This window comes from Burkholderia sp. Bp9090, from assembly GCF_003857985.1.
GTDB lineage: Bacteria > Pseudomonadota > Gammaproteobacteria > Burkholderiales > Burkholderiaceae > Burkholderia.
In genome coordinates, this window is sequence record NZ_QTPV01000049.1 from 45182 (window position 1) to 57985 (window position 12804).

General features: G+C 67.4%; 12 protein-coding genes. 6 read left to right on the top strand and 6 right to left on the bottom strand.

The window, feature by feature from the left end; translation table 11 throughout:
- Nucleotides 1–72 precede the first annotated feature (72 nt).
- Entirely contained in the window at nt 73–684 is a 612-nt protein-coding gene (locus tag DIE16_RS31005) for a septal ring lytic transglycosylase RlpA family protein (protein ID WP_124486878.1), read from the bottom strand.
- Nucleotides 685–1346: 662 nt separating this feature from the next.
- Between DIE16_RS31005 and DIE16_RS31010 the strand changes: the two genes are divergently transcribed.
- The 3 genes from DIE16_RS31010 to DIE16_RS31020 all read left to right on the top strand — a co-directional run bounded on the left by DIE16_RS31010 (nt 1347) and on the right by DIE16_RS31020 (nt 3197).
- Complete coding sequence (locus tag DIE16_RS31010; RefSeq protein WP_044846354.1) at nt 1347–1991, top strand: MBL fold metallo-hydrolase; 645 nt, start codon at nt 1347–1349, stop codon at nt 1989–1991.
- Nucleotides 1988–2647, top strand: a complete 660-nt coding sequence (locus DIE16_RS31015; RefSeq protein WP_044846355.1) for an exonuclease — start codon at nt 1988–1990, stop codon at nt 2645–2647. Before DIE16_RS31010 ends, DIE16_RS31015 begins: the two co-directional genes overlap by 4 nt.
- Nucleotides 2648–2726: 79 nt before the next feature.
- Complete coding sequence (locus DIE16_RS31020) at nt 2727–3197, top strand: Lrp/AsnC family transcriptional regulator (RefSeq protein ID WP_006477376.1); 471 nt, start codon at nt 2727–2729, stop codon at nt 3195–3197.
- Nucleotides 3198–3224: 27 nt separating this feature from the next.
- On the opposite strand, the gene DIE16_RS31025 is transcribed toward DIE16_RS31020, so the two are convergent.
- The 3 genes from DIE16_RS31025 to DIE16_RS31035 all read right to left on the bottom strand — a co-directional run bounded on the left by DIE16_RS31025 (nt 3225) and on the right by DIE16_RS31035 (nt 5927).
- Nucleotides 3225–4382: a cation diffusion facilitator family transporter gene (locus tag DIE16_RS31025; RefSeq protein WP_044846356.1), complete on the bottom strand. Its 1158-nt coding sequence runs from the start codon at nt 4380–4382 to the stop codon at nt 3225–3227.
- A 238-nt stretch (nt 4383–4620) separates the two neighbouring features.
- The gene (locus DIE16_RS31030; RefSeq protein ID WP_096508184.1) at nt 4621–4914 is read right to left on the bottom strand and encodes an H-NS family nucleoid-associated regulatory protein; all 294 of its coding nucleotides are present in this window, start codon (nt 4912–4914) and stop codon (nt 4621–4623) included.
- 353 nt (nt 4915–5267) lie between these two features.
- Nucleotides 5268–5927 (bottom strand): HugZ family protein, encoded by a 660-nt coding sequence (locus DIE16_RS31035; protein WP_124894042.1) that lies wholly within the window; start codon nt 5925–5927, stop codon nt 5268–5270.
- A 274-nt stretch (nt 5928–6201) separates the two neighbouring features.
- On the opposite strand from DIE16_RS31035, the gene DIE16_RS31040 reads away from it, so the two are divergent.
- Nucleotides 6202–7416: an MFS transporter gene (locus tag DIE16_RS31040; RefSeq protein ID WP_124894043.1), complete on the top strand. Its 1215-nt coding sequence runs from the start codon at nt 6202–6204 to the stop codon at nt 7414–7416.
- A gap of 83 nt (nt 7417–7499) precedes the next feature.
- Here DIE16_RS31040 and DIE16_RS31045 read toward each other — a convergent pair whose 3' ends face one another.
- The gene (locus DIE16_RS31045) at nt 7500–8642 is read right to left on the bottom strand and encodes a branched-chain amino acid ABC transporter substrate-binding protein (protein ID WP_044846361.1); all 1143 of its coding nucleotides are present in this window, start codon (nt 8640–8642) and stop codon (nt 7500–7502) included.
- Between the two features lie 438 nt (nt 8643–9080).
- Complete coding sequence (locus DIE16_RS31050) at nt 9081–10160, bottom strand: nitronate monooxygenase family protein (protein WP_124894044.1); 1080 nt, start codon at nt 10158–10160, stop codon at nt 9081–9083.
- A 270-nt stretch (nt 10161–10430) separates the two neighbouring features.
- Between DIE16_RS31050 and DIE16_RS31055 the strand changes: the two genes are divergently transcribed.
- Nucleotides 10431–11123, top strand: coding sequence for a dienelactone hydrolase family protein (locus DIE16_RS31055; RefSeq protein ID WP_124520484.1), 693 nt, complete (start codon nt 10431–10433; stop codon nt 11121–11123).
- An 81-nt stretch (nt 11124–11204) separates the two neighbouring features.
- The gene (locus DIE16_RS31060; RefSeq protein WP_124520514.1) at nt 11205–12683 is read left to right on the top strand and encodes an amidase; all 1479 of its coding nucleotides are present in this window, start codon (nt 11205–11207) and stop codon (nt 12681–12683) included.
- Nucleotides 12684–12804: the final 121 nt, after the last annotated feature.

Here is a 12804-nt window from a genome sequence, read left to right on the forward strand (position 1 = left end):
CCGCCCGGCACGCGGAAATGCAAAAGGGCTGCCCGAAGGCAGCCCTTTTGCGTAGGCGGACGAACCGCCGCGTTACCTCGCCGAGACCGACGCCAACATTTCGTCGCGTGCCTCGCGCGCTTCCTGCGGCGACAGCCCTTCGATCTTCACGCGGCCCGTGCCGGCGTGCACGAGGCCGATCATCCGGGCAGCGGCATACGACAGGTCGAGCACGCGGCCGCGCTTGTACGGCCCGCGATCGTTGACCTTCACGACGACCCACTTGCCGGTCGACGCGTTCGTCACCCTGATGTACGACGACAGCGGCAGCGTACGATGCGCGGCGGTCAGCGCGTTCATGTTGAAGCGCTCGCCGTTCGCGGTGCGGCGGCCGTGGAAATCCCGGCCATACCACGATGCCCGGCCCGTCTGGCGGAACTCGGACACATCCTTGCCGTCGATCGGCTCGGCATCCGCCAGCGACGACTTCTTCGCGTCCTTGCTGTCGGCAGCCGGCATCGATGCCAGCGCGGAATCGAAATTCAGTTGCTGCTTGTCGTCATCCGCTTTCGCGGCCGCGGCCGTCTTGTTGACCGCGTTCTTCTGGTTGGCGCTGCCGGTGGTCTGGCTGGATGGCACCGCACAGCCCGTCAGCGCAAAAAATAAAGCAATGGTCCCGAATCGAGTCGGAAATCGAAAATTCATCGACGTGTCGCCTTCTGGTTCGGGCCGCACCAGTACAACGCTGCTGAACAACGCAGATACGCGGCCCGGACGGCAAATGCGTGCACGCCCCGCTCGGCTACGCGAGCAGGCGGCTAGCATGGGCGCGGCTTTCGTCTCTGCCGCAACCGTCCTGATTAGTTTTCACGTCTGGCGCAACCTGTCCCCGGCAGCCTGACCAGACCCCACATGCCGCCATCGAACATGGCTTTCAGGTTCGCGCGCGTCGCGTACAGCCAACGCACAGGAACGGCGGCACAGGCCTCATCCGGCGGCGCGGCAGCAGGGCCGCAGACGGGCGCGCAGCACCCGGCCGGACAAGACGTGAGCACCGAATGCTCGGTGCTGGATACACCGCCGGACTCCCCGGCGGTCGATGCTTGACGGTGAATCCGACACCCCGTTTAACGGGGTCGAAACACCAGCGAATTGCGTGAAATTCACGCGCAATGGGGCGCATTATACATAAACCAAAAGCCTGTCTCGAAAAGGCCCCCGTCCGGACCATTGATTCTCGCTATGGCTGTAACAATCGGGATGCTCCGGGATTGCCCGCACGAGCGGCGTCCGACACCGCACCGCAGGGCCGGCATGCCGCGCGCGCGACCGGTACAATCGCTCCTTTTAGCCGCCGCGGTGCCTCCATGAAAGTCACGCTCATTCCGGTCACGCCGTTCCAGCAGAACTGCTCGCTGCTCGTCTGCGAAAAGACCGGCCGCGCCGCCGTCGTCGATCCGGGCGGCGATCTCGAACGGATCGAACAGGAGATCGCGCGGCAGAACGTGCAGGTCGAGAAGGTGCTGCTCACGCACGGCCACGTCGATCACTGCGCGGGCGCGAAGGCACTCGCGACGCACTACGGCGTGCCGATCGTGGGACCGCAGGAAGACGAGCGCTTCTGGATCGAGCAACTGCCGATGCAGAGCCAGCGCTTCGGCTTCCCGGCCGCCGAAACGTTCGAGCCGGACCACTGGCTGAACGACGGCGACACCGTGCAGTTCGGCGACGAGACGCTCGAGGTCTATCACTGCCCCGGCCACACGCCCGGCCACGTCGTGTTCTTCAGCCGCGCGCATCGCGTCGCGATCGTCGGCGACGTGCTGTTCGCCGGCTCGATCGGCCGCACCGATTTCCCACGCGGCAACCACGCGGACCTCGTGCGCTCGATCAAGGAGAAGCTGTGGCCGCTGGGCGACGACGTCACGTTCGTGCCGGGCCACGGCCCGGTGTCGACCTTCGGCGACGAGCGCCGCACGAATCCGTTCGTGTCCGACAAGGTGTTCGGATGAACCAGACCGCCATCCCCGAAATCTACGTCAGCACCGACGTCGAGGCCGACGGGCCGATTCCCGGCCCGCACTCGATGCTGAGCTTCGCGTCGGCCGCCTATACGGAGGACAAGCAGCTGATCGCGACGTTCTCCGCGAACCTCGAGACGCTGCCCGGCGCGCAGGCCCATCCGGTGCAGGAAGCGTGGTGGAAGACGGAGCCGCAAGCGTGGGCCGCGTGTCGGCGCGACCTGCAGGCGCCGGCGGCCGCGCTCGTCGCGTACGTCGAATGGGTCGAGGCGCTGCCCGGCAAGCCGGTGTTCGTCGCGATGCCGGCCGGCTTCGATTTCACGTTCATGTTCTGGTACATGATGCACTTCGCCGGACGCTGCCCGTTCTCGTGGTCGGCGCTCGACATCAAGACGCTCGCGTTCGCGATGACGGGCCTGCCGTACCGCAAGGCGATCAAGCCGCGCTTTCCGAAACACTGGTTCGACGATCATCCGCACACGCACGTCGCGCTCGACGACGCGATCGAGCAAGGCGCGCTGTTCTGCAACATGCTCGCCGACCTGCGCCGCCAGCAAGCCGCGCTCGCGGGCCTCGCGGTGGCCGACACCGACCGGTCGGAACAGGCGGGAGCGGGACAAAACCCAACGGATCCGCGGGCAAATTAGCGAATCTCGCTCAACGGCGCGCCGCCAGATTGCCTTTCCTTTCCCGGGCCTCTAACATTCAGCGTGTTGTAGCTGCCGCATGGAGGCGCAGGTGACGCTCGATTCCTTTTCGCAAAAAATCCTTCGCCTGTTGCAGCTCGACGCGCGCCGTTCCGTGCAGGAAATCTCCGACCAGGTCGGCCTGTCGAGTACGCCGTGCTGGCGCCGCATCAAGGACATGGAACAGTCCGGCGTGATCCAGCGCTACACCGCGCTGCTCGATCGCGAGAAGCTCGGCCTGCACGTCTGTGCGCTCGCGCACGTGCACCTGACCCGCCACAACGAAGGCGGCGTCGAACAGTTCGAGCGCGAGATCGCGACCTGCCCGGAAGTCACCGAGTGCTACAGCACGACGGGCGAAGCCGATTACATCCTCAAGATCGTCGCCCCCGACATCAAGGCCTACGACGTCTTCCTGCACGAAAGGATCTTCAAGATCCCGGCCGTGTCGCAGGTGCGCACGAGCGTCGTGCTGCGCGAAATCAAGTTCGACACGCAACTGCCGCTGTAACGCGCGGCCCGCGGTCGCGGGCGCCGCTCACGCCTGCGCCGGCAGCCCGCGCGTGAAGCCGATCCGGCGCGCGCCGAACTGGCGCTTCAGCGCGTCGACATCGAGCCGGCCGGCCAGCGCCGCGTCGGTATCGCCCGCGCCTGCGTCGAGCGTCACGTCGATCTCGAGCCCCGTACTCAGGTAGTGCAGGTTGATCGCGGCCGGATGCAGCCCGCGCTGCGCGAGCGCGGCCTCGAGCCGCGCCGCAATCTCGGCGCGCGGCGGCAGCGCGAGCGCCGGACGGCGCGCCACATCGTTCTCGGGGTCGACGTGGATCAGCGCGTCGAGCACGCGCGGGTCGCGCAGCACGCGCGCTCGTGCGGTTTCCGCGATGTAATGCCCTTCGGAGACGGAGATCATCGGATCGACGAGGATGTGCGCGTCGACGAGCGCCGCATCGCCCATCTTGCGCGTGCGCAGGTCGTGCACGTCGCGCACGCCCGGCGTCGCGGCGAGCAGCGCGCGGATCTCGGCCGTGTCGGTAGTGTCGAGTGCGCGATCCGACAGGTCCTGCAGCGCGTCATAGCCGAACGTCCAGCCCATGCGCGCGACCATGAAGCCGACGATCGCGGCGGCGATCGGGTCGAGCAGCCGCACGCCGGCGAGACTGCCGACGATGCCGATCGCGACGACGAGCGACGATGCGGCGTCCGAGCGCGCATGCCATGCGTTCGCGACGAGCATCGCCGAACGCACGCGCCGCGCCTCGCGCAGCATGTAGCGGAACAGCGCCTCTTTCGACACGAGCACCGTGAGCGCGACGATCAGCGCGGAAAAATGGACGGCCGGGATGTTTTCGAGATTCACGAGACGGTTGCCGGCGCGCCAGAGCATGCCGATGCCGACCGCGATCAGGATCGCGCCGAGAAACAGCGACGCGACGGTCTCGTAGCGGCTGTGTCCGTAATTGTGATCGGCATCCGGCGATGCGCCACTATGGCGATTCGCAACCAGTACGACAAAATCCGAGATCAAATCGGAAATCGAATGGATACCATCGGCAATCAATGCCTGCGAATGCGCAACCACGCCGACGACGATCTGAAACGTCGCAAGCACCACATTCAGCACGATACTGACGAGGGTGCTCTTGCGCGCGACCGCGTGCTTATCTGCGCTTTGTGCGTCGTCGGAAAACGTGGACATGAAATACGAGATATCGGTTGGGACACGTAATTCTACCAAACGACCCTCGCGGGGCATTCCGATAACCCCAAATTTTCCATTTAAATCAACCGCTTATGCGAACGGGTCGCATTTTCATTCACGCGCTGTTTCTGACATTTTCATGACAGAACGCATACATTCCGATCCCACGATACAAAAAAGCCGCGCTCCTGCACGGATACGCGGCTCTTTTCGAGGCAATGATTTAAACAGTCGTTTAAATCGAGAACTGTTCGCGGTCCTTGCCGGCGATCCAGCGCGGCGGCTTGCCACGGCCCGACCACGTCGCGCCCGTTTCCGGATCGCGGTACTTCGCTGCCACGCCTGCGCGCGGACGACCGACCTTGCCTGCCTTCGCGCGGCTGAGGCCGAGTTCGGCGAGCGAAAAGCCGTAGTCGGCAATTTTCTGCTTCACGTCATTCAGCACTTCGGCGTATTCGCGCGACTTCGCTTCTTCGATTTGCTTCTCCAGCTTCTCCCGCTGGGCCAGCAGGTCCTTGTAAGAAGACATAGTTTCCCTTTCGATATGACCAATGGCGCCGATCTGCTGCCGGCTCACCATTCATGAAATATTTGTGCCTCGGATTTTGAAGGCAGAGATTAGCACAAAAAAGATTTGATAGAAGCAGGATTCACGAAAATCCCGAGACCAATTGTAATTCACGCATGTCATTTTGACCGGCCACGGCCTTTTCTCAAATTTTTACGCGCTTGCATAGAGATTAGGACATTACCGATCCGGAAATAGGTCTATCAACATACGCAATTACCCGCATTCGGAAAAATCAAAGCTTTCATCCGGCGACATGTTTGCGAAAATCGTACGGCGCGTGACGCTAAACAGACAAAGCTGAATCCGCGGCCTCACGTCACATCCCGCGCGCAGGCCATCAACCGCTCGCGCAGCGCGCCGGCATCGCCGGGCACCGGGTCGAACGGCGTGCGCACACGGCGGCCGTCGCAGCGCCAGTCGGCGCCGTGACGGTCGACGCCGAGCAGGTCGAGCCCGGCGCGGCGCGCAGCGCTCGAGTCGTATGCGTCCCACAGCGCCCGTTCGTCGTCGAACCCGAGCGGCGGCAGCGCATCGAGGCCGGTGCCGTCCAGCCAGCCCATCCGGCCGAATCCGCCGATATAGCGCAGCCGCTCGATCTCGAGCGCCCAGAACGTGAAATCGCCGAGCGCGAGATAGCGCGCGGCGTCGGGTTCGTAGCGCAGGTAGCGTGCGGCGACATGCGGCGCGTCGCCGAGCGGCACGAAGCGGCCGAGCAGCGTCGCGCGCTCGGCGTTCAGCACGTCGCCGTCCGGCGCGTCGACGACCAGGAAGCCCGCGCGCGGATCGGCGGCGAGGTTGCGTGTGTGCTCGGCGAGGCCGCTCACGAGAATCACGGGCCGATGATCCGCATCGGGTGCGAACGGCACGACCGTCGGATAGGGAAAGCCTTGCGGGTCGCGCGCGTGGGTCGCGAGCGTGCCGAGCGCGCAGCGATGCAGCAGGTGCAGGGCAAGGACGGGATCGATGTTCACGGTGACTCCTGCGATCGGAAGGCCTGGTGGCAAGGGTGGCGAAGGCGGGCCGCGCCGGAACGCGTCGGGCACGCCGCCTGCGCATCGATGTTACCCGCGGCGGCGGCTTGCCGGGCATCGGCCGAATGGCCGACGCGCCGCGTGAAGGCGAAGTGCGCGCCGATCACGACCGGCGGCACGGCCAGCGCGCCGGCAAGACCGTAAACGGTTCGATAGAATCGGACGAATCCGACGGGCGCGACGCGCCCGCGCATTGTCCATTCAAGAGCGTTCCGTGTCCGAATCCTCCTCCCGATCCTCGTCCGACTTTTCCGCGCCGCCCGACGCGCATCGCGTGCTGGCGTTGCCGGTCCGCCAGCGCGCACGCACGGCCACGATGGCGCTGTTCTTCGTCGCCGGCATGATGTACGCGTCGTGGGGCGTGCACGTGCCGACCGTGCGCGACAAGTTCGCGTTGAGCCCCGGGCTGCTGTCGATCGCGCTGTTCGCGGTCGCGGGTGGCTCGATCGCCGCGATGCTGACGATCGCGCGCTGGATCGCGCGCGTCGGCTCGCGCACCGCGTGCCTCGCGGGCGGGCTCGTGATGTCCGCCTGCGCGGCGCTGATCCTCGTGGTCCCCGATTACTGGATGCTGCTCGTCGTGCTCGCGCTGTTCGGCTTCTCGATGGCGACGCTCGACGTCGCGATGAATGCCGAGGCGAGCGCGGTCGAGATCGCGCTCGGCAAGCCGATCATGTCGTCGCTGCACGGGATGTTCAGCATCGGCGGGATGTCGGGGGCGGCGGCCGGCGGCGCGCTGCTGTCGGCCGGCATGGCGCCGGCCGTGCATCTCGCGCTCGCGGCGGCCGTCAGCGCCGCGGTGCTGCTCGCCGCGAGCCCGGCCGTGCTGCCGCACGTGCCGCATCACGAACACGCGCACGGCGGCGGCAACCGCTGGCGCTCGCCCGCGCTGTGGATGCTCGGCGGCATCGCGCTGATCGCACTGATCGCCGAAGGCGCGATGTACGACTGGGCGACCGTCTACATGCGCGACATCGTCGCGGCGAGCCCCGCGCTCGCGAGCGCCGCGTATGCGGCGTTCTCCGGCGGGATGGCGGTCGCGCGTTTCGCCGGCGACGCGGTGCGCGCGCGCTTCGGCGCGCCGCAGCTCGTGTTCGCGAGCGCGTCGCTCGCGTGCGCCGGGATGATCGGCGCACTGCTGCTGCCGAACCCGATCGCCGTGCTGACGGGCTTCACGCTGATGGGCCTCGGCCTCGCGAACATGATGCCCGTGCTGTTCGCCGCCGCCGCGCGCGTGAAAGGCATCCACGCGGCCGAAGGCCTCGCGCACGTGGCCGGGCTCGCGTATTTCGGACTGCTGTTCGGTCCGGTCGTGATCGGCGCGGTCGCGCAGACGGCGAACCTGACCATCGGGCTGGCGGTCGTCGCGCTGTGCGCGGCGCTCGTCGCCGCGGTCGCGCCGAAGGTCCTCGCACACCTGAAGATCTGACCGCGCGGCGGGCGCGCCAAAAAGAAAGCGCGCCTGCGTTGCCGCAGGCGCGCTTTCACCCCTTCTGTCGACCGCTGTTCAGCTTACATCTTCACTTCGTCGAGCAGCGTCTTCTTGCCGCTCTTGTAGTTGTACAGCGAGATCACGCCGTGCTGCAGGTCGCCCTTCGAGTCGAAGGTCGTCGTGCCGATCACGCCCGAGTAGTTCGTCGCCGGCATCGCAGCGAGAATCTTCGCCGGATCCGTCGAGTTCGAGCGCTTCATCGCATCGACGATGATGTACACGGCGTCGTACGTGAACGGTGCGTAGATCTGGATCGGCTGGCCGAAGCGCTTCTCGTACTTCGCCTTGAACGCCGCGCCGCCCGCCATCTTCTCGAGCGAAGCACCGGCTTCCGAGCACACGACGTTGTCGGTCGCGTCGCCGGCCAGGTCGGCCAGCTTCTCCGTGCACACGCCGTCGCCCGCGAGGATCTTCGCGCGCAGGCCGAGCTGCTTCGCCTGTTTCGCGAACGGGCCGCCGGTGGCGTCCATGCCGCCGTACATGATCGCGTCCGGATTCTCGCCCTTGATCTTGGTCAGAATCGCGCGGAAGTCGACCGCCTTGTCGTTGGTCGCGTCGTGCGACATCACCTTCAGGCCGAGCGCCTTCGCCTTCTTCTCGAACTCGTTCGCGAGACCCTGGCCGTAGGCGGTCGAATCGTCGACCACCGCGACGCTCTTGATGCCCTTCGAGTGCGCGTAGTTCGCGAGTGCCGGGCCTTGCTGCGCATCGGTCGCCACCACGCGATACGTGGTCTTGAAGCCTTGCTGCGTGTACGCCGGGTTGGTCGCCGACGGCGAGATCTGCACGATGCCCGAATCGCTGTAGATCTTCGAGGCCGGGATCGACGTGCCCGAGTTCAGGTGGCCGACCACCGCGACGACCTTGTCGTCGACGAGCTTCTGCGCAACCTGCGTGGCCTGGCGCGGGTCGGCCGCGTCATCCTGCGCGTCGAGTTGCAGCGTGATTTTCTGGCCGCCGATCGTGAGACCCTTGGCGTTGATCTCCTCGACTGCGAGACGTGCACCGTTTTCGTTGTCCTTGCCCAGGTGTGCAATACCGCCCGTCAAGGGCGCGACGTGGCCGATCTTGACGACTTGATCGGCGGCCGCGTTGCTTGCCGCTGCAACGCACAGCATCGCCGCTGCGGTGATAGGCAACAGCTTTTGCATCTTGATATTCATGTAAGTCTCCAGTTTCGGTCCCAATAAACGCCATCGCCCGGTGCCCCGCTGCCATCCCTGTGTTTGCATTCACTGGACGATTCGCCGGTTGCATCGTTCATGCACTTGGCCTCAAGCACGTGGGAAGCAACCGCTTTTAGCAGCCGCCCGCCCGTACTTGCGCGCAAGTGTAGGTGATCAAATTAATTTGTGGGACTTTTTTGGGGTAGTGGTAACACTACCGATACGGGCGCTTTGGAATGACTGCTCGAATGTCGCCGCAAGCCCCGCCGGATAAGGGTTTCCGCTAGTTCCACGCGGCCTGGCGAAAGGTTGATTTAAAGCATTCCCGTGTCATTTCGATTCGGTATTTTGTGCGCGGGATCATTGAATGAAACGCGCGTGACAACGCGCGCGTTTCGTGTGCCGACGCGAGCCGCTCCGGCGGCCGCGAATCGTTTACGCAGGCACCGCGCGCCATTCGGCGTCGAGCGCGTCGACGAGCTGCGACGTCGTCAGCGCGGCGTCGCGCCGCCTGGCGAGCGGCGCGCCCTGCCCGGCCCACAGCGACAGGTAGTCGCCGTCATTCGCGCGCGCGGCGGCCTGGCGCAGCGGCTGGGTCAGCGCGTTCTGCACCGGATACGGCGCGGCATCGGCCACGCGTTCGCCGAGCCGCATCATCAGCGCATTGCGCAAGCCACGCGCATGGCGGCCGGTGATCGCGCGCGTGACCTGCGTCGACGTATCGGCGCTCGCGAGCAGCCGCGCCTTCCAGTCCGCCGCGATCGCGCTTTCCGCACACGTCAGGAACGCGGTGCCGAGCTGCGCGCCCTGCGCGCCGAGCGCGAGCGCGGCGGCGATCCCGCGGCCGTCCATGATGCCGCCCGCGGCGAGCACGGGCAGCCCGGTCGCATCGACGAGCTGCGGCACCAGCGCGAGCGTGCCGATCAGCGCATCGTCGGCCGGGCCGATGAAGGTACCGCGATGGCCGCCGGCTTCGGCGCCCTGCGCGGACAGCGCGTCGGCGCCGGCCGCCCGCCACGCGAGCCCTTCGGCGACGTGCGTCGCGGTGCCGATCACGTAAGTGCCGGCGGCCTTCAGGCGCGCGACGTCGGCCGCGTCGAGCACGCCGAACGTGAAACTCGCGACCGGCACGCGCAGCGCGACGAGCGCGTCGAGCTGCGCGCGGAAGTCGGGCGCGTAACGCGCGGGCGCGCTGCCCGGCGGCAGCCCGAGCGTCGCGTTCAACGGATCGATCGCGGCGAGCGCGCGAGCGAGGGTCGCCGCGTCGGGCGCGGCGTCGGGCAACACGAACAGGTTCACGGCGAACGGACGCGAAGTCGCCGCGCGAATCGCGGCGACTTCGGTCGCGAGACGGTCCGGCTCGAACGCGCCGGCGCCGAGACTGCCGAGCGCGCCGGCGTTGGACGCGCCCGCGACCATCGCGGCCGTGGTCGCGCCGACCATCGGCGCCTGCACGAGCGGCAGGCGCAGGCCGAAGCGTTCGGAAAACGGGGTGGAAAATGCACGGGCTGGCATGGCGAATCCTTCGGGGGCGATGCGCGAAAGCGCTTTGTAAAGGCCGACACGTCGACTCTATCGAAGCCGCACGCCGCCGAAAAATGAATAATCGAGATCGAAACGATCGCTGCGCGAGAAGCGGGTTCGGCACGCGGGTTCGAGCCGCGCATACCCGGCCGGCGCGCCGCTTGCGCGCGCTGCAGCGTCCGGGGATTGGTGGCACACTGAGCCGCCTCCATTTCCATCCGCGGCGCGCATGTCGCGCGCCCGTTCGCCAGGAGTTCAAACGTGACAGCCCAATGGATCGACATCCCGACCGGTAACGACAGCTTCGGCGGCTATCTCGCGCTGCCCAAGCGCGGCAAGGGCCCCGCCGTCATCATCATCCAGGAAATCTTCGGCGTGAACGCGCACATTCGCGCGGTCGCCGACCAGTACGCGGCCGACGGCTTCGTCGCGCTCGCGCCGGACGTGTTCTGGCGCACGCAGCCGCGCGTCGAACTGACCTACGAAGGCGCCGATCGCGACAAGGGCATCGAGCTGATGAAGAAGACCGACGTGGGCCTCGCGGTCGCGGACATCGGCGCGGCCGCCGACGCGTTGCGCGCGCGCCCCGAAGTCGCCGGCAAGGTCGCCGCGATCGGCTACTGCTTCGGCGGCCAGCTCGCGTACCGCGCGGCCGCGGCCGGCAAGGTCGATGCGGCGGTCGCCTACTACGGCGGCGGCATCCAGAATGCGCTCGACCTCGCCGGCAAGATCACGCAGCCGATCCTGTTCCACTACGCGGAGAACGACCACGCGATCCCGCTCGCCGCCGTCGAGCAGGTGAAGGCCGCGTTCGCGGGCCGCCACAACGCGTCGTTCCACCTGTACCCGGGCGCCGAGCACGGCTTCAACTGCACCGACCGCGCGTCGTACAACCAGCGCGCCGCGGCGCTCGCGCACGGCCGCACGCTGACGTTCCTCGCCGAACACCTGTAAAGGCCGCCGGTGGCGGGTCCGGCGCGCCGGGCCCGCGTTATCCTCCTTTCATCGCCACGAGTCACAACGGGGGTGACCGCGATGCACTCGGACTATCTCGCGCATGACGCGATCGGCCTCGCCACGCTCGTACGCGAACGCAAGGCGAGCCCGCGCGAACTGCTCGACGCCGCGATCGGCCAGGCCGAAGCGGTGAACGGCGCGATCAACGCGATCGTGCTGCAGGACTACGACGCCGCGCGCAAGCGGGCCGAGCAGGCCGGCGACACCGGCACCGACGCGCCGTTCGCGGGCGTCCCGTATCTCGTCAAGGATCTGGGCGCGGCGGTCGCCGGGCTGCCGCTGTCGATGGGCAGCCGGCACTACCGCTACTTCGCCCCCGCCGACGATTCGCCGCTGATCGCGCGCAGCCGCGCGGCCGGGCTCAACGTGTTCGGCAAGACCAACACGTCGGAAATCGGCCAGATGCCGTACACCGAACCCGAGCTGTTCGGCGCGTGCCGCAATCCGTGGGACATCGATCACACGCCCGGCGGCTCGAGCGGCGGCGCGGCCGCGGCCGTCGCGGCCGGCATCGTGCCGCTCGCGCATGCGTCCGACGGCGGCGGCTCGATCCGGATCCCCGCGTCGTGCTGCGGGCTGTTCGGCCTGAAGCCGAGCCGCAATCCGGTGCTGGTCGACCTGCCTTCGAACGGCGAGCTGGTCGTCCAGCATGCGGTGTCGCGCAGCGTGCGCGACAGTGCGCTGCTGCTCGACGTGACGACCGGCCAGACGCTGCCGCCCGGCGCGCCCGGCACCTTTCTGGGCGCGCTCGACGCGCCGCCCGGCCCGCTGCGGATCGGCCTCGTCGTCGACCCGATGCTCGCGCCGGCGCTCGCCGGCGACACGCGCGCGGCGCTCGACGACGCGGCCGCGCTGGTCGAATCGCTCGGCCATCACGTCGAACCGGCGACGCTGAACATCGACTACGCGCGCGCGGCCGAAACCTTTCTCACGCTATGGGCGACGATCGCCGAGGAGCTGGTGCTGGGTGCGCGCGCGCTGACCGGACGCACGCCGAAGCGCGCGGAGTTCGAGCCGGCGACGTGGGCGATGGCCGTCGTCGGCAGGCGCGTCGCCCGCGCGCGCCTGCCGGACGTGCTCGAATGGCAGCGCCAGCTCACCGTGCAGGTCGCGGGCCTCGTGTCGCGCTACGACGCGATCCTGTGCGCGACGCTCGCGGGGCCGCCGGTCAAGATCGGCGAGCTGCAGCCGACGCCGCTCGAAGCCGCGCAGATGAAGCTTCTCGGCGCGCTGCCGGTGAAACCGCTGCTGCGCGAGATGCTCGCGAAGGCGTCGGAGAAGGCGTTCGCGTGGGCCGGCTGCACCGAGCTGTTCAACCTGACGGGCCAGCCGGCGATGTCGGTGCCGCTCTGGTGGAACGCGCGCGGGCTGCCGATCGGCGTGCAGTTCGTCGCGCGCCACGCCGACGATGCGTTGCTGCTGAAACTCGCGCGCCAGCTCGAACAGGCGCGGCCGTGGTTCGACCGGCGCCCGCCGCTGATGCAGGCGCAGCGTTGACGCCGGCGCGGCGGGCGGACCGGCCGACCGGCAGCGAAAAAAAAGGTTCATCGAGGATTACCGGGGAACGCGGCGCGGATCTTGAGGAAGAAGTATTCGTCGTCGCGGTACCCGTAAGCCC